This is a genomic window from Pseudomonas sp. FW300-N2F2, from assembly GCF_017351655.1.
Classification (GTDB): domain Bacteria; phylum Pseudomonadota; class Gammaproteobacteria; order Pseudomonadales; family Pseudomonadaceae; genus Aquipseudomonas; species Aquipseudomonas fluorescens_AA.
Genome location: NZ_JACNDQ010000001.1, coordinates 1,618,005 through 1,637,613, shown reverse-complemented (window position 1 = coordinate 1,637,613; position 19,609 = coordinate 1,618,005). Strand labels below are relative to the sequence as shown.

The 19,609-nt window shown below is 63.7% G+C and carries 17 protein-coding genes; 13 read left to right on the top strand and 4 right to left on the bottom strand.

Features of this window, described 5'->3' with window-relative positions:
- The first annotated feature begins 205 nt into the window (after positions 1-205).
- The 8 genes from J4E63_RS07435 (at position 206) to J4E63_RS07400 (ending at position 8,489) form a co-directional block, all read left to right on the top strand.
- Entirely contained in the window at positions 206-1,231 is a 1,026-nt protein-coding gene (locus tag J4E63_RS07435; protein WP_207281506.1) for an ABC transporter ATP-binding protein, read from the top strand.
- Positions 1,228-2,097, top strand: coding sequence for an ABC transporter permease (locus tag J4E63_RS07430; RefSeq protein ID WP_207281505.1), 870 nt, complete (start codon positions 1,228-1,230; stop codon positions 2,095-2,097). The genes J4E63_RS07435 and J4E63_RS07430 overlap by 4 nt, the downstream gene beginning before the upstream one ends.
- Positions 2,098-2,103: 6 nt before the next feature.
- The gene (locus J4E63_RS07425) at positions 2,104-2,898 is read left to right on the top strand and encodes an ABC transporter permease (protein WP_060738310.1); all 795 of its coding nucleotides are present in this window, start codon (positions 2,104-2,106) and stop codon (positions 2,896-2,898) included.
- Between the two features lie 7 nt (positions 2,899-2,905).
- Positions 2,906-3,196, top strand: coding sequence for a (2Fe-2S)-binding protein (locus J4E63_RS07420; RefSeq protein ID WP_003199964.1), 291 nt, complete (start codon positions 2,906-2,908; stop codon positions 3,194-3,196).
- Positions 3,197-3,362: 166 nt separating this feature from the next.
- Positions 3,363-4,718, top strand: a complete 1,356-nt coding sequence (locus J4E63_RS07415; RefSeq protein WP_207281504.1) for an NAD(P)/FAD-dependent oxidoreductase — start codon at positions 3,363-3,365, stop codon at positions 4,716-4,718.
- Positions 4,715-5,830 (top strand): FAD-binding oxidoreductase, encoded by a 1,116-nt coding sequence (locus J4E63_RS07410; RefSeq protein WP_207281503.1) that lies wholly within the window; start codon positions 4,715-4,717, stop codon positions 5,828-5,830. The genes J4E63_RS07415 and J4E63_RS07410 overlap by 4 nt, the downstream gene beginning before the upstream one ends.
- Before the next feature lie 18 nt (positions 5,831-5,848).
- Complete coding sequence (locus J4E63_RS07405; protein WP_207281502.1) at positions 5,849-6,910, top strand: ABC transporter substrate-binding protein; 1,062 nt, start codon at positions 5,849-5,851, stop codon at positions 6,908-6,910.
- A gap of 226 nt (positions 6,911-7,136) precedes the next feature.
- Entirely contained in the window at positions 7,137-8,489 is a 1,353-nt protein-coding gene (locus tag J4E63_RS07400; protein ID WP_207281501.1) for a leucine-rich repeat-containing protein kinase family protein, read from the top strand.
- Positions 8,490-8,492: 3 nt separating this feature from the next.
- On the opposite strand, the gene J4E63_RS07395 is transcribed toward J4E63_RS07400, so the two are convergent.
- Positions 8,493-9,197 (bottom strand): YebC/PmpR family DNA-binding transcriptional regulator, encoded by a 705-nt coding sequence (locus tag J4E63_RS07395; protein WP_207281500.1) that lies wholly within the window; start codon positions 9,195-9,197, stop codon positions 8,493-8,495.
- Between the two features lie 219 nt (positions 9,198-9,416).
- On the opposite strand from J4E63_RS07395, the gene J4E63_RS07390 reads away from it, so the two are divergent.
- Positions 9,417-10,823 carry a type VI secretion system Vgr family protein gene (locus J4E63_RS07390; protein WP_207281499.1) on the top strand — a complete coding sequence of 469 codons (1,407 nt, stop codon included), beginning with the start codon at positions 9,417-9,419 and terminating at the stop codon, positions 10,821-10,823.
- A gap of 123 nt (positions 10,824-10,946) precedes the next feature.
- The gene (locus J4E63_RS07385; protein ID WP_192259881.1) at positions 10,947-11,495 is read left to right on the top strand and encodes a cytochrome b; all 549 of its coding nucleotides are present in this window, start codon (positions 10,947-10,949) and stop codon (positions 11,493-11,495) included.
- A 7-nt stretch (positions 11,496-11,502) separates the two neighbouring features.
- Here the strand turns inward: J4E63_RS07385 and J4E63_RS07380 are convergent, their stop codons facing one another.
- Complete coding sequence (locus J4E63_RS07380) at positions 11,503-12,411, bottom strand: 1-aminocyclopropane-1-carboxylate deaminase/D-cysteine desulfhydrase (RefSeq protein ID WP_207281498.1); 909 nt, start codon at positions 12,409-12,411, stop codon at positions 11,503-11,505.
- Between the two features lie 186 nt (positions 12,412-12,597).
- Positions 12,598-14,637 (bottom strand): FAD-dependent oxidoreductase, encoded by a 2,040-nt coding sequence (locus tag J4E63_RS07375; protein ID WP_207281497.1) that lies wholly within the window; start codon positions 14,635-14,637, stop codon positions 12,598-12,600.
- A 239-nt stretch (positions 14,638-14,876) separates the two neighbouring features.
- Here J4E63_RS07375 and J4E63_RS07370 point away from each other — a divergent pair, with 239 nt between their 5' ends.
- The 3 genes from J4E63_RS07370 to J4E63_RS07360 all read left to right on the top strand — a co-directional run bounded on the left by J4E63_RS07370 (position 14,877) and on the right by J4E63_RS07360 (position 18,438).
- The gene (locus J4E63_RS07370; RefSeq protein WP_207281496.1) at positions 14,877-16,094 is read left to right on the top strand and encodes a DUF3422 domain-containing protein; all 1,218 of its coding nucleotides are present in this window, start codon (positions 14,877-14,879) and stop codon (positions 16,092-16,094) included.
- A 173-nt stretch (positions 16,095-16,267) separates the two neighbouring features.
- Complete coding sequence (locus J4E63_RS07365) at positions 16,268-17,398, top strand: carbon-nitrogen hydrolase family protein (protein ID WP_207281495.1); 1,131 nt, start codon at positions 16,268-16,270, stop codon at positions 17,396-17,398.
- Positions 17,399-17,400: 2 nt separating this feature from the next.
- Positions 17,401-18,438 carry an AraC family transcriptional regulator gene (locus tag J4E63_RS07360; RefSeq protein ID WP_207281494.1) on the top strand — a complete coding sequence of 346 codons (1,038 nt, stop codon included), beginning with the start codon at positions 17,401-17,403 and terminating at the stop codon, positions 18,436-18,438.
- A 279-nt stretch (positions 18,439-18,717) separates the two neighbouring features.
- On the opposite strand, the gene J4E63_RS07355 is transcribed toward J4E63_RS07360, so the two are convergent.
- On the bottom strand, positions 18,718-19,605 hold the full coding sequence (locus J4E63_RS07355; RefSeq protein ID WP_207281493.1) for a DUF2242 domain-containing protein: 888 nt from the start codon (positions 19,603-19,605) through the stop codon (positions 18,718-18,720).
- Between the last annotated feature and the right edge of the window lie 4 nt (positions 19,606-19,609).

The following is a 19,609-nucleotide window of genomic DNA, read 5'->3' as shown; positions in this document are numbered from 1 at the left end:
AATAGTCTTCATCTCAGTGAAATAGTCCATTGAGCCCATCCTATTCTTCGTCCTACTCTTCGTCCAGACAGGGGCGATTCGAACAACAGCGGCAGCCGACTCGAGGTCGAGCGCCAACGCACCCCAGCAGCACCCTTTCGTATCTGCCCATACAAAAAAGCGCGCCCTTGCGGCGACGCATAACAATCCCAGGTGGAGCGCAGCGATGGCTTTTGTGCAACTTGAAGGACTTGGCAAACGCTACGGCGACATCGACGCCGTGGTCGCCACCAACCTGTCGGTGGAAAAAGGCGAGTTTGTCTCGCTACTGGGGCCTTCCGGCTGCGGCAAGACCACAACCCTGCAAATGATTGCCGGCTTCGTCGAAGTCAGCAGCGGGCGCATCCTGCTGGACGGGCGCGACATTACCCACGCCAAGCCCGCCAGCCGTGGCCTGGGGGTAGTGTTCCAGAGCTACGCGCTGTTCCCCCACATGACCGTCAGGGACAACGTCGCCTTCGGCCTGCGCATGCGCAAAGTGGCCACCGCCGAACTGCAACAACGGGTGGACCGGGTGTTGAAACTGGTCCGCCTGGACCGCCACGCCGACCGCTACCCACGAGAACTCTCGGGCGGTCAGCGCCAACGCGTGGCACTGGCCCGGGCTTTGGTGATCGAACCGCCGGTGCTGTTGCTCGACGAACCGCTGTCCAACCTCGACGCCAACTTGCGCGAAGAGATGCAATACGAAATTCGCCGCATCCAGCGCGAAGTCGGAATCACCACACTGATGGTGACCCACGACCAGTCCGAAGCGCTGTCGATCAGTGACCGGGTCGTGGTGATGCAGGCCGGGCGCATCACCCAGATCGACGCGCCGTACACCCTTTACGAGCACCCGCGCACCGAGTTCATTTCCAGCTTCGTCGGCAAAGCCAACCTGCTGCCCGGCGTGCGGGACAGTGCGGGCGTCGTTCAAGCCTGCAGCCAGGCCGATGGCGAGCTGACCCTGAGCCTGCGCCCGGAAAAAATCGACTTGTGCGAGGCCGGTTCGGGGCGACTGCAAGGCACCCTCGTCAGCCGTTTTTTCCTGGGCAGCCAATGGCTGTACGGCGTGTCCACCGGCCTGGGTGAGCTCTGCGTGGTGCGCCGCAACGACGGCTCGGCGCCCTTGGTCGAAGGCACGGCGGTGGGCCTGGACTGGGATCCGGCACTGCTGCGGGTGCTGAGCGTGGACGAGGTACCGGCATGAAGCTGATCGATGCGATGCGCCGCGGTCGGCAAGGCTACCTGATGTCCGCGCCGGCCCTGGCCTTGTACCTGGGCTTGCTGGTGATTCCCTTGGGCTTGACCTTGGTCCTGTCGTTCAACGTCTTCGACTACAGTTCGGGCATCGACGGCGACGCCTACACCCTCGAGCACTACACCAGCCTGCTGGGTGATCCGTACTTCTACGAGATCTTTTTGCGCACATTCTGGATCAGCGCCCTGACCACTGTTTTGTGCGTGCTGATCGGCGTGCCCGAGGCGTACATCCTCAGCCGCATGGGCGCGCCATGGCGCTCGATTTTCCTGATCCTGATTCTCACGCCGCTGCTGATTTCGGTGGTGGTGCGGGCCTTCGGCTGGAGCCTCTTGCTCGGTGCCGACGGCCTGATCAACCAGGCCCTGCAAGCCCTCGGCAGTGCGCCAATGAAGCTGCTCTATACACCGTTCGCCGTGGTCATCGCCCTGGTCCACGTGATGTTGCCGTTCATGATCATTCCAGTCTGGACCTCGTTGCAGAAACTCGACCCGGCCGCCGAACAGGCCGCGCTGTCCCTGGGGGCGAGCCAGTTCACGGTGATCCGCAAAATAGTGTTGCCGCAAATCATGCCCGGCGTGCTGTCCGGCACCCTCATTGTGTTCGGCCTCGCCGCCAGCTCCTTCGCGATTCCCGGCCTGCTCGGCGGACGGCGCTTGAAGATGGTCGCCACGTTGATCTACGACCAGTACCTGTCGGAGCTGAACTGGCCGATGGGCGCGGCCATCGCCGTCGCGCTGCTGCTGCTCAACCTGCTGATCATGCTGTCGTGGAACCGGATGATCGAAGGCCGCTACAAGAAGTCATTGGGATAATTCGTCATGTCCAGAAACGGTCCTTTCGCGCTGCTGTTCCACGCCTTGGTGGTGGTCTTCATGCTCGCGCCGCTGGTGGTGGTCTGCCTCGTCGCCTTCACCCCGGAAAACACCCTGAGCCTGCCGACCACCGAGTTTTCCCTGCGCTGGTTTCGCGCGGTGTTCGAACGCGCGGATTTTGTCGACGCGTTCTACAACAGCTTGGTCCTGGCGTTCTGCGCGGCCTCCCTGGCGACGCTGATTGCGGTGCCGGCGGCCCTGGCGATTACCCGGCTCGCGTTCCCGGGGCGGGATTTCTTCAACGGCTTGTTCCTGTCACCGATCATCATTCCGCACCTGGTGCTGGGGGTCGCCTTGCTGCGCCTGTTTGCGCTGATGGGCGTGAACGGCAGCTTCGCCTGGTTGATCTTCGCTCATGTGCTGGTGATCACGCCGTATGTGCTGCGCCTGGTGCTGGCCTCGGCCATCGGCCTGGACCGCAGTGCCGAACAGGCCGCGCAATCGTTGGGGGCCGGACGCTTCACGCTGTTCCGGCAAATCACCTTGCCAATGATCCTGCCGGGGGTGGCCGGGGGCTGGCTGCTGGCGTTCATCAACAGTTTCGATGAAGTCACGCTGTCGATCTTCGTCACCTCGCCGGCCACGCAAACCTTGCCGGTGCGCATGTACGTGTACGCCACCGAATCCATCGATCCGATGATGGCGGCGGTGTCGGCGCTGGTCATCGGGCTCACCGCGCTGACCATGATTCTGCTCGATCGGGTCTATGGCCTGGATCGGGTCCTGGTAGGCAAACAATGAGGGTGTCATGGCACTGCTGAAACGACTGGCCGAAGGCGACCGCCCGGCCCTGGACTTCACCCTCGACGGCCAGCCCGCCACCGGGCTGCTGGGGGACACGCTGCTGACCGCCGTGCTGACCTGCAGCGAACACCTGCGCGGCAGTGACTTCAGCGCCGAGCCCCGGGCTGGCTTCTGCCTGATGGGTGCCTGCCAGGACTGCTGGGTGCGCCTGGGCGACGGCCGCCGCGTACGCGCCTGCTCGACCCTGCTGGAAGCCGGGCAGCACATCAGCCGCGAACCGGGGCGCCAGGTATGAACATTGTCGACAGGCATGGCCTCATCGCGAGCAAGCTCGCTCCCACAGGGGGACTGCGGCGTGGACAAAACCGGCATTCACAACCGATCCCATGTGGGAGCGAGCTTGCTCGCGATGACCGTTTCGACAACCCCACAAATCCCCCGGCCCTGCCCGTGAGGTGGCGATGAAACCGATAGCCATCATCGGCGCCGGCCCGGCCGGTATCCGCGCCGCGCAGACCCTGGTCGCCCACGGCCTGTACCCGGTCCTGCTGGACGAAGCCGCTCGCGGTGGCGGGCAGATCTATCGGCGCCAACCGGCCAATTTCAAGCGTTCGCCTAGCGAGCTCTATGGCTTCGAAGCGCACAAGGCCAACGCCGTCCACCAGACGCTTGACGCGTTGCGCGAACAGCTCGATTACCGTCCCGACACCCTGGTGTGGAACGCCGAGGCCGGCCTGCTCGATACCCTGCATGAAGGCCGCGCCGACCGCCTCGAGTACGCCAGCGTGATCGTCGCAACCGGCGCCACCGACCGGGTCCTGCCCGTGCCGGGATGGACCCTGCCCGGGGTATACAGCCTGGGCGCGGCGCAGATTGCCCTGAAGTTCCAGGGCTGCGCCATCGGCGAACGGGTAGTGTTCGCTGGCAGCGGTCCCTTGTTGTATCTGGTGGCCTATCAATACGCCCGGGCCGGCGCCAATGTGGTCGCCGTCCTCGACAGCTCGCCCTTTGGCGCCCAAGTCCGCGCCCTGCCCGGCCTGCTGGCCCAACCGGCCACCCTCGCCAAGGGCCTCTACTACCGCGCCTGGCTGGCCGCCCGCGGCATCGCCGTGCATCAAGGCGCGAGCCTGACACATCTGGATGGAGAACGTCGGGTGCAGTCGCTGCAATGGCGCAACACCAGCGGTAAACACACCCTCGACTGTGACGCGGTGGCCTTCGCCCACGGCTTGCGCAGCGAAACCCAACTGGCCGACCTGCTGGGATGTGCGTTTACCTGGAACGCCCTCAACCGCGCCTGGCTGCCCCAACGAGACCACGCCGGGCGCAGCAGCGTCCCGGGGATTTACCTGGCCGGTGACGGCGCCGGGATCATGGGCGCCGACGCAGCGCAATTGGCCGGTGAACGGGCGGCCCTGGCCTTGCTCGAAGACCTCGGCTACTCGACCGACCCGCAGCGTTGCACGCAACTGGAAGAAACCCTTGAACGCATCGGCCGATTCCGGGAAGGCCTGGAGCGCGCCTTTGCCTTTCCTGAACGCTGGGCCGCCGACGCTGCCGATCACCTGATGATCTGCCGCTGCGAAGAAGTCAGCGCTGGCGATATCCGCCGGGTGGTGGGCGAAGGCCATTGGGAGATCAACCGGGTCAAGGCCCATTGCCGGGTCGGCATGGGTCGCTGCCAGGGGCGGATGTGCGGCGCCGCTGCCGCGGAAATCATTGCCTGCGAAAGTGGCCGCGCCGTCGCCAGCATCGGCCGCTTGCGGGCCCAGGCGCCGATCAAGCCCGTGCCGTTCGGCCTGGAGGTCGAGCCATGATCGAAGTGGATGCAGTGATCATTGGTGGCGGTATCGTCGGCGCCTCGGCCGCGTTGTTCCTGAGCCAGTCCGGACGCCGGGTGGCGTTGCTGGAGCGCGACTTCTGCGGCTCGCACTCCAGCGGCGTGAACTACGGCGGTGTGCGCCGCCAGGGCCGCCCCCTGTCGCAACTGCCCCTGTCGCAACGGGCCCATGAAATCTGGCGCCAGTTGCCCCAGTTGATCGGCATCGACGGCGAGTACCAGCGCAGCGGTCATCTGAAGCTGGCCCGCAGTGCTGAAGACCTGCAAGCGCTGCACGACTACGCCGTCGCCAGCCAAGGCTTCGGCCTGGAGTTGCAACTGCTCGATCGCACCGCCCTGCGCCGGCGTTTTCCGTGGGTCGGCGCCGTCGCGGTCGGGGCGTCGCTGTGCCCGGATGACGGCCATGCCAATCCACGCCTGGTATCCCCAGCCTTTGCCCAGGCCGCTCGCCGACAGGGTGCGCAAGTCCATGAACAATGCACCGTCAGCGCCGTGGTGCACGACGGCCAACGCTTTGTCGTACACACCGCACCGGGCCTGACGTTCCACGCGCCCTGGCTGCTGAACTGCGCCGGAGCCTGGGCCAGCCAGTTCGCCGCGCAATTCGGTGAAGCGGTGCCGATGCACGCCGGGCACCCGGCGATGCTGGTCACCGAACCCTTGCCCCTGGTCATGGACGCCAGCACCGGTGTCGAGGGGGGCGGTATCTACGCCCGCCAGGTCTCGCGCGGCAATTGCGTGCTGGGAGGCGGCCAGGGTTTTGCCCTGGATGCCGCTCGCGCCCGGCCCGGCCAGAACGCCGTGCTGGAAATCCTGCGCCAGGCCGTCGAGCTCTACCCGTTTTTGGAGGGCGCCCAGGCGATTCGTACCTGGAGCGGCACCGAAGGTTACCTGCCTGATCGCCAGCCGGTGATCGGCCACAGCAGCACCCAGCCCGGTCTATTGCACGCGTTTGGCTTTGCCGGCGCGGGCTTCCAGATCGGCCCGGCGGTGGGCCAGGCACTCACCGAGATCATCTGCAGCGGGGCTTCGACCACGCCGCTGGATGCGTTTTCCATCACCCGGTTTCACTCCATCTCCGTTGCTTGATAGAGGAAGGTCGCGCCAATGAATAACGTCAAACGCAGTGCACTGTTCGGCTTCTGCTCGCTGGGTTCCGCTTGCCTGGGCGCCCTGCTCCCGGTCACCCAGGCGTTGGCCGAGCCGACGCTTTACCTGGGCATGAACGGCGGCACCATGGAGCGGCTCTACGCCGACAAGGTCCTGCCGGCGTTCGAGAAAGCCAACAACGTCAAAGTGGTCATCGTGCCCGGCACCTCCGCCGACATCCTGGCGAAAGTCCAGGCCAGTAAAGGCAACCCGCAGATGCACGTGATGTTTCTCGATGACGGCATCATGTACCGCGCCATCGCCATGGGGCTGTGCGACAAGCTCGAGGACAGCCCGACCCTGGCGCAGATCCCGGCCAAGGGGCGTATCAAGGATCAGGCCGTGGCCGTCAGCCTCGGGGTGACGGGGCTGGCCTACAACACGCGGCTGTTCAAGGAAAAAGGCTGGAATACGCCCACTTCATGGCTGGACCTGGCCGATCCGCGCTTCAAGGACAAAGTGGTGTTCCAGTCGATGGCCTCGTCCACCTTCGGCCTGCACGGCTTTTTGATGTTCAACCGGATCCAGGGCGGCAGCGAAACCGACGTCGAGCCAGGTTTCAAGGCGTGGCCGAACACAGTGGGGCGCAACGTGCTGGAGTACATCCCGAGCTCGGCGAAGATATCCGAAATGCTACAGACCGACGAAGCCGCGCTGTTCCCGCTGACACCGACCCAGGTGACCGCGCTGAAACTCAAGGGCATGCCCGTCGAGTATGCCCAGCCGAAGGAAGGCGCCGTGGTCCTCAACGTCGCCGAATGCACCATTGCGCAAAACACCCAGCCGGAACTGGCGCAAAAGCTCGCCGCTTTCCTGCTGACCCCACAAGCCCAGGCCATTGCCCTGGAAGAAGGCGACCAGATTCCTTCCAACCCCAACACCCCGACCACCGACAAGACCCGTGGCCAGGTGGAGGCGATGAAGCAATACCTGGAAACAGCGATTGCCGTGGATTGGGACCAGGTCAACGAACAACGCCCGGCCTGGAACGCCCGCTGGAACCGCAGCATCGAGCGCTAGCGCGAATTTTGCAGTTATCATGCGGCCATCTCGGGCTTAGTGCCTGAAGATAACCTGTGGCGAGGGAGCTTGCTCCCGCTGGGCTGCGAAGCAGCCCTCAAACCTGACACCAAGGTGTGTCAGACTGATTGCATAGCCGCTTTTGGGGCTGCCATGCAGCCAGCGGGAGCAAGCTCCCTCGCCACAGGTTCTTGTGCCCACCCCTTGATCAACAGCGACCCCAGCCATGCACACCCTCGCCCAACTACGCGCCGGCCAGCTCTCGGGCACTACCCGGCTGGACCTGGCCTGCGGCTTGACGGAGTTTCCCCGGGAAATCTTCGAGCTGGCCGACTCCCTCGAGATCCTCAACCTCAGCGGCAATCAGTTGGACACGCTGCCCGACGACCTGCATCGGCTGACTCGCCTGCGCGTGCTGTTCTGTTCCGACAACCGCTTCACTGAACTGCCCGAATGCCTGGGCCGTTGCAACGCGTTAACCATGGTCGGTTTCAAGGCCAACCGCATCACCCGCGTCACGGGCGCCGCGCTGCCACCACAGCTGCGCTGGCTGATCCTGACCGACAACGACGTCAGCCACTTGCCGGACGAGCTGGGCCAACGCCCGCACCTGCAAAAACTGATGTTGGCCGGCAACTGTTTGCAGCAGTTGCCGGCGAGCCTGGGCCAGTGTCATCGCCTGGAACTGCTGCGCATCGCCGCCAACCAACTGACCGAACTGCCGCAATGGTTGCTGGAGCTGCCGAGCCTCAGTTGGCTGGCCTACGCCGGCAACCCACTGGAAACCCAGGCCGATGCCGCAGCCTTGAACACCACGACGCCCATCGACTGGTCGCAACTGACGCTGCAACGACAATTGGGCGAAGGCGCCTCCGGAGTGATTCATCAAGCGCTCTGGCAGACGCCCGGCCAGGTGGCGCGAAACGTCGCGGTGAAGCTGTACAAAGGCCAGATGACCAGCGACGGCTCACCCCTGCATGAAATGCATGCCTGCATCACGGCCGGTCGACACCCGAACCTGATTGACGTGTTGGGTCAGGTCGCCGGGCACCCCGAGCAACAGGCCGGGCTGATCATGGCACTGATCGAACCCAGCTATCGCAACCTCGCCGGGCTGCCGAGCCTGGCGTCATGCACCCGCGACGTATATGCCGATCAACTGCGCCTGAGCGCCCCGGCAGCCTTGCGCATCGCCCACGGCATCGCCTCGGTGGCGGCGCACCTGCACCATCAGGGCATCACCCATGGGGATCTATACGGGCACAATATCCTCTGCAATGACCAGGGCGATTGCCTGCTGGGGGACTTTGGCGCGGCGTCGTTCCACGCCACGGTCGACACCGTGCAAACCCGAGCACTGCAACGCATCGAGGTGCGGGCCTTCGGGATCTTGCTGGGGGAATTGCTGGCGCGGATCGAACCGGCGTCCAGTGCGCAGGATCTTGCATGGCTGCTGGATCTGGAGGCGCGCTGCTGTCAGCCGGAGGTGCTGGCACGGCCAGGGTTCGATGAGATTGAAGGCTTACTGCGCGACCGTGGCGAGGGAGCAAACTCCCTCACCACAGGGCATTGCGGGTAGTACTTAACCCGCCAACCCGACAAACATGTCCTGCACGTCATCATGGTTGTCGAGGCCTTCGAGGAAGGCTTCGACTTCAGCCATCTGCTCGTCGGTCAAGCCGCTGACCGGGTTCTTCGGCTGGTAGCCCAGCTTGGCCGACAACACGGTGAAGCCCTGCTCCGGCAACGCCTTCTGCACGGCATCGAGGTCGACGGGATCGGTGAGAAACAACGTCGCGCCGTCTTCGCCCGGCTCGAAATCCTGGGCACCGGCCTCGATGGCGGCCATTTCCGGATCGGCGTCAGGGCTGTCCGGCGCGGCTTCGATCATGCCGACGTGGTTGAAGTCCCACGCCACCGAACCCGAGGCGCCCAGTTGGCCCTTGCGGAACGCGACGCGAATTTCAGCGACGGTACGGTTGATGTTATCGGTCACGCATTCAACGATCAGCGGCACCTGGTGCGGCGCGAACCCTTCGTAGGTGACGCGGTGGTATTGCACGGTTTCACCGAGCTGGCCAGAACCTTTCTTGATCGCACGTTCCAGGGTCTCGCGGGGCATCGAGGCCTTCTTCGCCTGCTCGACCACCAGACGCAAGTGCGCGTTGGTCGCAGTATCGGCACCGTTGCGCGCGGCAATGGTGATTTCCTTCACCAGTTTGCCGAAGATCTTGCCCTTGGCGTTGGCAGCCGCTTCTTTGTGTTTAACCTTCCACTGTGCGCCCATTACTCACTCTCTTGTCTGACGCGCCGAGACATCTGCCGGCCGGCGCTGTGGCGCAAGTTTATACGGCCTAAACCGGCTGATCGACCAAAAAATTCACCGTGCCGGATCGACATTTTCACAGTGTGTTGTAGGGCTTTTCTGAAATAGCGGCTCGCAAGCACCGTTTCCCCCCGTGGTTTCGTACCCTCTGGGCCTCTGTCCCTGCCAGTAGGAGGCGCGATGCGCAACGACACGGAAAGTCCCTTCAGCCTGACGCTCACGCAAAACGACTTGCAGTTGCAAGTCTTGCGCTTCAATGGCCGCGAAGCCCTTAACCAGCCGTACCGCTTTGACCTCGAACTGATCGGCCTGGCCCCACCGATAAACCCCGACCTGCTGTTGGGGCATCCGGCGTTCCTGCGCCTGGACGGCGAGTCGGGCATCCATGGGATTGTCCACAGCGTCAGCCTGAGTGCCTCGGCACCGCGGCGCATCGGCTACCGCTTGACGTTGGTGCCCTACCTGCTGCGATTGGAACAAGGCCCGCGGCGCCGGGTTTTCCATCGGCTCAGCGTGGTGCAACTGCTGCAACGCCTGCTGCAAGACAACGCTCTGCCCGCCGACAGTTACCGTTTCGAGCTGCCCCATGGGCAGTATCCGTGTCGCCCATTCTGCATCCAGTACGACGAAAGCGACCTGGCCCTCCTGCAACGGCTGTGTGAGGAAGAAGGCATTCATTACCACTTCGAACACACTCCCCAGGGCCACGTCCTGGTGTTTGCCGAAGACCCGAAGAGTTTCCCCGCGCGCCCCGTCGAGCTGCCCCTGCGCCCGAACGACAACTCGATACCGGCCATCAAGCGCTTGTACTTGCGCCACCACGCGATGGTGCCTGGCGTGCCTGTCGGGTTCCGTGACCGGGCGGTGACCGAAACCGAGGCCCAGGCGGCGAATCACCCCCTCGAGCAGATCGACCATGAGGCCATGCACCGCGACCCGGCCTTGACTCACCGTTACCAGGCCGGACGCCGCCATCTGGAACGGTTGCGCTGTCGGCAACGGGAAATCCATGGCCACAGTGATCAACCGGCCCTGCACAGCGGCGACATCGTGCAGATCTGCGAACACCCGGTTTCCACCTTCAACGATCAATGGCTGATCACCGAGGTCCAGCATCGCGGGCGGCAGTTTTCGATCCTTGAACCGGACCTGCCCACCACACCGTCGGCCCGTGACTACCGCAACCGCTTCACCGCCATTCCCTGGTCCACCGTGTTCAGGCCGGCCCTCAAGCACCCCAAACCGTGCATTCCCGGGTATCACCTGGCCCATGTACTCGGCCGCACCAGCCAGTCGGCCCCGTTCGATGAGCGCGGCCACGTGAGTGTCAGCCTCTGGGCGCCGGACCAGGAAGGCATCACGCTGCCCGTGTCGCGACTGACGCTGGGCGACAGCCCTCCCCTGATGGCCGGCAGCGAAGTGCTGGTGAGCTTTCTCGATGGCGACCCCGACCGACCGGTGCTGTGCCCAGGGGCTGTCGATACCGGCGCAGGACACGCCGCCGCCCCACCGAAACCGTCCCGTGGCAATCACGAGGCCGGGCTGCTGTTGGACTGGCTGCTGAACCCGCCAGACTTCACACCCTGATCCTGCCTTTTGGCTTCTTGCCGGCAAACCTGATCTGGCTCATGCAAACCCAGCGAAACGGGCTTACAGTAAAGACACGCCGCGCTAGACGGCGCTCTACCCTGATTGTTGGAGATACCCGCAATGCCCTGGAAAAACTCGGAAAGCCGCTACAGTACCGTCACGGTAACCTTGCATTGGCTGATGCTGGTCCTGCTGGCCGTGGTTTATGCCTGCATTGAGCTGCGAGGAATTTTTCCCAAGGGCAGCGGCGGCCGGACATTGATCAAGGAAGCGCATTTCATGCTCGGCCTGACGGTGTTCGTGCTGGTCTGGCTGCGCCTGTTCGCCCGCAGCATGGGCAAGGCACCGGCGATTTTCCCGGCATCGCCTGCCTGGCAAACCGTCCTCGCCCGCCTGATGCACTGGGCGCTGTACCTGTTCATGATCGCCATGCCGCTGCTGGGCTGGCTGATCACCAGCGCCGAAGGGCACCAGGTGATGTTCTACGGTTTCGATCTGCCGTTGCTCATCGATCAAGACAAGGATTTCGCCAAGCAACTGGAAGGCTGGCACGTGCTGGGCGGCACCATCGGCTATTGGTTGATTGGCCTGCATGCCTTGGCGGGGCTGTATCACCACTATGTGGTACGGGACAACACGCTGCTGCGGATGATGCCCAAACGCGGCTGATCGCCCGTCAATCGAACCCTCGGCGGCCTTGTAAACCGCCGGTGTGGACAAAGACCAGGCGCGTATCGGGGGCAAAGTCCCCCGCCTCGACCCGCGCCTTGAGCACCATCAAGGCCTTGCCGGTGTACAACGGCTCCAGTTCGATGGCCGTCGTGGTTTCGATGAAGGCCGTGAGCTCGGCATCGACCCGGGCGAAACCGCCACGACTGCCGTCGAACAACTCATGACGCGGGCTGGAAAGTCCTGCTTCCCCCACGATGCGCTCGACCTGCCGGGCCACGCCATGGTCCGGCGGCACGGCCAGCACGCCGTAGACCGGGCGCGCGCCCGCTTCGGCCAGCACCAGTCCGGCCAGCGACGTTCCAGTGCCGCAGGCCAACCACCAGCCGTGGTAATCCGCCCATCCCAGCGCCGCCAATTGTTCACGGACACTGGCCACCCACGTCATGCAACCTTGCGCCCCAGGCAATCCCGAACCGCCCTCGGGCACCGGATGCAAATGTGGATAGCGGAGCTGCCACGGTCCCCAGAAATCCGCTGCGTGCCGCTCTCGGTATCCGCCATAACCCAACCAGTGCAGGTCCATGCCAAACGCTTTCAGGTCGCGCACCGTCGGCGTGTCCTGGGGATGACCGCGCAACAGCCCCGCCGTGGGAAAGCCGAAGCGCTTGCCCGCCGCCGCCAGCGCATGCAAATGGTTGGAATAGGCACCGCCCAGGCTCATGATCCCTTCGGCACCGGCCTCATGGGCGGCACGCAGATGATGGACCAGCTTGAACCACTTGTTGCCGCTGATCAGCGGATCGATCCGGTCCAGGCGCAACACCGCCACTTCGACACCGGCACGGGCGAGCCAGTCCAGGTGAAGGGGTTCGAGTCGGGGTTGGGGATGCCAGTCGAGGGCGGGAAGCAGCATGGCGGCAGGCCGGGCGGAAACAGGCCGGTATCTTAACAGCTTGGTGGTGGGTGACTTCAGGTTCACCCCTCCCCACTGTGGGAGCGAGCTTGCTCGCGATAGCGGCGAATCAGCCAACATCATGCAACTGACTCACCGCAATCGCGAGCAAGCTCGCTCCCATAAGGGTTTTCCTGGGGTTGAGCCTTACAACTGCGCCGCCAACCGCGAACCCTGGTTGATCGCCCGCTTGGCATCCAGTTCCGCCGCCACGTCGGCACCGCCAATGAGGTGAACGGTCTGCCCCGCCGCTTCCAGGCCTTCCTGCAGCTCACGCAGCGGATCCTGGCCGGCGCAGATCACGATGTTATCCACCGCCAGCACTTGCGGCTCGCCGGTTTCGCCGATGCGAATGTGCAGCCCGTCATCGTCGATCTTCAGGTATTCGACGCTGTTGAGCATCTGCACCTGCTTGTTCTTCAGGCCCGTGCGATGAATCCAGCCGGTGGTCTTGCCCAGGCCGTCACCGACCTTCGAGGTCTTGCGTTGCAGCAGGAACACCTGGCGCGCCGGTGCATGGGGTTCAGCCTTGATCCCGGCCACGCCGCCACGGGCCTCGAGGTGGGTGTCGATGCCCCACTCCTTCCAGAACGCCTCGCGGTCCTGGCTGGTGGCGACGCCATGGTGAACCAGGAACTCCGACACGTCGAAGCCAATACCGCCGGCACCGATCACCGCGACGCTGCGGCCCACCGGCTTGCGCTCGAGGATCACGTCCAGGTAGCTCAAGACCTTGGCATGCTCCACCCCGGGAATCGCCGGCACGCGTGGGGCGATGCCGGTGGCGAGGATGATCTCGTCGTAACCGCCCGCCACCAATTGCGCCACATCCACCCGGGTGTCGAGGCACAGCTCGACATGGCTGGTCTGCAATTTGCGCTTGAAGTAGCGCAGGGTTTCGAAGAACTCTTCCTTGCCCGGCACGCGCTTGGCAATGTTGAACTGCCCACCGATTTCACTGGCCGAATCGAACAGCGTCACCTGGTGCCCACGTTCGGCCGCCACCGTGGCCGCGGACAACCCGGCCGGGCCGGCACCGACCACGGCGATTTTCTTCACCTGGGTCACCGGCAGGTAGTTCAGCTCGGTTTCATGGCAGGCCCGTGGGTTGACCAGGCAACTGGTGAGCTTGCCGCCAAAGGTGTGATCCAGGCACGCCTGGTTGCAGCCGATGCAGGTGTTGATTTCATCGCTGCGGCCGGCAGCGGCCTTGTTGACGAACTCTGGATCGGCCAGGAACGGCCGCGCCATGGAGACCATGTCGGCATCGCCTTCGGCCAGGATCTGCTCGGCCACTTCCGGGGTGTTGATGCGGTTGGTGGTGATCAGCGGGATGCTCACCGAACCGCGCAGCTTGGCCGTGACTTTGCTGAACGCCGCCCGCGGAACCTTGGTGGCGATGGTGGGAATTCGTGCTTCGTGCCAACCGATACCGGTGTTGATGATCGTCGCGCCGGCCTGCTCGATGGCCTTGGCCAACTGGACGATTTCGTCCCAGGTGCTGCCGCCTTCCACCAGATCGAGCATCGACAGGCGAAAGATAATGATGAAATTCGGGCCTACCGCTTCGCGCACCCGGCGGACGATTTCCACCGGCAGGCGCATGCGGTTTTCATAGCTGCCGCCCCAACGGTCGGTGCGGTGGTTGGTGTGGGCCGCCAGGAACTGGTTAATGAAATAACCTTCAGAACCCATGATCTCCACGCCGTCGTATTCGGCCTTCTGGGCCAGGACCGAACAGGTGACGAAATCGCTGATCTGCTTCTCGATTCCCTCCTCGTCCAATTCCTTGGGCTTGAACGGGTTGATCGGCGCCTGGATCGCGCTCGGTGCCACTTGCTTGGGGCTGTAGGCATAGCGCCCGGCGTGAAGAATCTGCATGCAGATCTTGCCACCGGCCTCGTGCACGGCCCGGGTCACGATCCGGTGCTTGAGCGCCTCTTCTTCCGTGGTCAGCTTGGCCGCGCCGGAGTAGACCCCGCCCTCGTCGTTCGGCCCGATCCCACCGGTGACCATCAGGCCCACGCCGCCCCGGGCGCGCTCGGCAAAATACGCCGCCATGCGTTCGAAGCCACCGGGTTTCTCTTCCAGGCCGGTGTGCATCGAGCCCATCAGGGTACGGTTGCGCAACGTGGTGAAACCCAGGTCCAGCGGGGCCAGCAGATGCGGGTAATGGGAGGCGGTCATCGGTAACTCCACAACGGGCGATCACGGAAAAAAGCGCAGCTCTGCGGCGTGCGTCTGTCATGGCCCACAGCGTAAGAGCCCGGATGCGGGTGCTCAATGACCGTAACTGACAAGTTAATGATCCAAATGTGCAGCACACCGATCAGCTGTGCGTGACTCTCGGCGGAATGCACCTGTCCTATCAACGCTGGCCCAAGTGCTCAACCCTAAAATAACCCCAATAACACGGTCGCCCTTGCATGCATCCCCAACGAAAAATGCTGCACAACGAGTTGCACGCCCGCCCGTCGCTGTACTTCGACGAACCGGCCCACGTCTTCCATCTGGCGTTTCTGGGCGACAACGCCCAGTGCGACGCGCTGCTCGAGCGACTGTGCCCCGATACCGTCACCGCGCAGGCCGCACAAGGCATCACCCGCCTGGAAGGACATCCGCTGAAGTGGGAGCGCCACGCCGAGTTCTTCACCCTGACCCTGGTCGTGCCGGCCAGCAGCAATGAGTTGCACTGGACGATGCTGCCCGAAAGCCTTGCCCGGGGGATCGAAGGTCACGCCCAGCACCTCATCAATGCCGTTCAGGTGGTGGTGCGCGCAGAAGCCGGTCTCGACCTGCCCAGCTACGGTTTCAAGGACCCTTGCGGTTCATGCGTGGGCGGTGGCGATGCCGTGGTCTGGAGCGATTTTCGCCTGACCGAGGACGGCACCAATCGCCTGCTGTTCATCAACCGACGGCTCAACGCTTATCGCCAGGGGCGCATGATCCGGCGCCTGCTGGAAATCGAGACCTATCGCATGATGGCGTCCTTGTCGCTCAATATCGCCAAGGCCCTGGACCCACAACTGAACGAATTCGATCGCACCCTGGTGAGCCTGTCCGAACGCAATGCCAATGCCAGCGGCGTGCATGCCAAGGCCCTGCTGGAGGACATCGCCCTGCTGTCTCGCCAGGTGGTCAGCAGCACGGTCAGGAATCGCCACCGTTTCAGCGCGACCCGCGCCTACGCACAATTGGTGTTCGAACGCTTGGGGGAGTTGCGTGAAAGTCACCTGGGAGATTGCCAGCGACTGGGCGTGTTCATCGAACGACGTTTCAAACCCACGGTGCGTTATTGCGCAGCCACCGAACAGCGCCTCGAACAACTGGCGATGAGCGTCGCCAACCTGGGTGATCTGCTGCAAGCCCGCGTGCAAGTGGAGATGGAAGACCAGAACGCCGAGATCCTGCGCAGCCTCAATGCCCGTGCCGATGCACAGATCAAGATCCAGCGCGCGGTGGAAGGCCTGTCGATCATTGCCATCACCTACTACCTGATCAACCTGTTCAAGTTGGTCTACAGCGGGTTGCATACCTTGGGCGCAAACCTCTCGGCCCGTGAAGCCCTGCTAGGCATGACGCCACCGGTGCTGTTGATCATGCTGCTGATTCTGATCCGGATCAGAAAGGCCAAAAGTCACTAGCGCGCCTTGCCAGCGCAGAGGGTGTCCAAAGACTCCTTGGACACCCTCTGTGGGTGCTTGCCGTGCGTACAAATCAGCGCCCGCCCTTCGCTAATCCCTTGTTTTACCGTACCCTGCCCCGTAGCTCCTGATGAAAAATCACGAACCTGCACACGGCCGCTGACTGTTCCCCCATGCGCAAATTTCTGTACCTGCTGTTCTCACTGGCCTTGATTGCCGCCCTGGTCACCTACGCACTGTGGACGACCGATCGTCCGGCGGGTCATTACCTGTCAGACCTGCGTATCAACCTGGCGGTCGACCAGGGCACGCCCGCCGACCGCGGCAACCTGCTGGGCATCCAGCCCGAACTGTTCCCCACCGACTACCAGAGCCCCGAGCGCCTGCACCGCAAACTGGCGGCCTACCTGCAGGCGGCTCGCGACCAGGGTTTTCTCAATGCCAAGACCGTGGTGGTCCTGCCCGAGCACATCGGCACCTGGCTGATGGTCGGCGGCGAAAAAGACGAGTTGTACCAGGCCACCACCCTGAAGGAAGCCATGCACTGGCTGGCGGTCAGCAATCCGCTGGCGTTTATCCAGGCGCTCGTCAGCGCTCAAGGCGATAACCGCCTGGAGGATGCCTACCTGCGTATGAAAGCCCAAGGCATGGCCCGCGACTATCAAGCGCTGTTCGGCGGGCTGGCCAAGGAGTTCGGCATCACCCTGGTGGCCGGCTCCATCGTGCTGCCCGAGCCCAGCGTCAGCGACGGCGAGCTGAAGATTGGCCGCGGCGCGTTGTACAACAGCAGCCTGGTGTTCAGCAGCGATGGCCGGCCGATCGGCCAGCCACAACGCCAACGACATCCGGTATTCGAACAGCAGGATGTGCTGGGCGCCGACCATCCGGTCCCACCCCTCGTCATAGACACCCCCGCCGGGCGCCTGGGCGTGCTGATCGGCAGCGATAGCTGGTACCCGCTCCACTACCGGCAGCTCAACGAACAGGGCGCGCAACTGATCGCGGTGCCCGCCTTCGTCATCGGTCGCGGCGCCTGGGACAAGCCCTGGAGCGGGTATAAAGGCCTGTCCACACCGAGCGAAGTGAGCCTCAAGCCCGGTGAAGTGAGCGAGGGGCAAGCCTGGCATCGCCTGACACTGACCGGCCAGTTGCCCATCAGCCAGGCCCGGGGCGGTGTCAGCGTATTCCTGCGTGGCCAGTTCTGGGACAGCGGCAGCGCCGGCCAGAGTTTCATCAGCCACAACGGCCAGCACTTCCCCGATGGCGAAGCCCGTGGCGCGCGCCTGCTTAACCTGTGGTTGTGAGCATGAAACCGCAGCCGATGCGCCTGGGGGACCTGTCAGTAGGTTTCGTCCACAGCCTGGCTGACGCAATTGCCAGCCATGGGCAAGACCCCAAGCCTTTGCTGGAGCAGTACGGCCTCGATGCCGCGCGCCTGGCCGAGCCCGGCGCACGTCTGTCGATCCCACGCTACATGCGCCTGGGCCACGCCGCGATTCAACAGACCCAGGACCCGGCCCTGGGCCTGCGCATGGGCCAGCTCGGGCGCTTGAGCCAGGCCGGGCTGGCGGGCGTTACCGCTGCCCAGGCACCGACGGTGCGCGAGGCGGCCCGCTGTATGATCCGCTTCGAGCCGCTGTATGGCTCCAACTATCGCGGCCAATCGAGTTTTCATGAGGATGCCCGCGGCGCTTGGCTACGGTTCTATTCCATCAGCCCGTACAACGCCTACAACCGCTTCGTGGTGGATTCGATCATCGCCGGCTGGCTGGCCCAACTGTCCAGCGTCAGCGGCATCGCGCTGCGGCCCGAACGCATCGAAATCGAATTCGAGGAACCGGCGTACCTGGAGGCTTACCGCACGCTCGGTGACTGTCCGATCCAGTTTGGCGCCGAACAGAATCAACTGCGACTGGGCCTGGACAGCCTCGCCCAGCGCAACCCACAGCATTGCCCCAGCACCTGGCACCACCTGGTTCAATTGTGTGAACGGGAATTGGAACAACTGACCCGCACCCGCAGCCTGCGTGAGCGCATCATTCAATTGCTGGGACCGTTGCTCAGCGGGGGCCGGGAACCCGACCTGGAAGAAGTGGCGGCCCGCCTGAAACTGCCGACCTGGACCCTGCGGCGCAAGCTGGCCGAGGAAGGCACGCAATTTCGCGCCATCCTCAACGACACCCGCCGCGACTTGGCCATGACCTACATACGCGATACCGAACTGGCGTTCGGCGAAATCGCCTACTTGTTGGGGTTTACCTCAGCCGAGGCCTTTCAACGAGCCTTCAAGCGCTGGAACGACCAGACGCCTGGGGAGTTTCGTCGTAGTCACAGAGGGCGTTGAGCTTCAAGCGCTAGCTTGCTCTCTTACAACTCCGTTGCATCTTCGGCGGGTTCCAGCGGGTCCAGTTCATAGGCCTGGTACTCCAGCAGCTCTTCCTGATAATCGTCCATTACGTGTCCTTCCCCTGTCATTGAATCCAATGCCTGATGGCGCTGGCATCAGCATAAAGCTGCTTTATGAACAAAACATGAAGCAAAGGCTTCATGAATTAAACGTAGCACAGGGTCGGGAAATTACCGCGTGAAGTGTGACAGGGCGTAACACCCTGCCACGGGAAGCTCAGGAAGCCGGAAGCGGCTGGATCGGCTCGCTCGGGGCCGGCAAAGAGCTGGACGGTGGTGGTGGCGGTGTCACGGTTTCCGTCGTCGGCGCAGACTCGAACGACTCAGGCGCAATCGGCGCTGGCTCGCTCGGCGGTGCGACGGGCTCCGACACCGCAGGGGCGGTTTCAACGGGGGCCGGCGCAGCCTCCTCTACTGGCGTGGCTGCTGCGGGTGCAGGCGCAACCGGTTCCGACGCAGGTGCTGCAACTGGGGCCGGAGCCGGCATCAAGGCGGCCGGTTCAGCCTTGGTTTCCGGGACACCCAGCTCAGTTTTTGGCTTATCGGCATTCTCAGCCTTCTCGGCAGCTTTCTTCGCTTCGGGGGGTAGGAACAGCTCCACCAAGGCAAAGAAACGCTCATAGAACTTGGCCGCCGACACGGTTTCGCTGGCGACCTTGACCATCGAATCGTCCGAAGAGCCGATCGGCATCGACACCGAACCCAGCACGCCCACACCCAGGCTGGCGGAGTTGTTGGTTTTCTTCAGGGCATAACGGTCCTGCAAGGCGTTGGCGAACATGGTCGCACGGTGTCCCGCACCGCCGTCCTCGGCACAGACCAGGTTGAAACTGATCTCCATGTGGGTCTCGCCGGTCTGCTGGAAACTCTTGTGGCCACTGACCAGCTTCGGATCGCTGCTGGTGATGATGTAGCCCTGGCTGAGCAACGCCCGGCGCCCGGCCTCGCAAGTCGCCGCGTCGCTCACTGGATAAGTGCGCGAGAACGTGCCGGAATCATCGAAGTTCTCGTGCTCGTAGATGGCGGCTTTCTTCGACGAGCAACCGGCTGCGGCGGCCAGCACCAATGCAAGCCCGACGGTGCGCATGTGAAATGATTTGAACATTGAA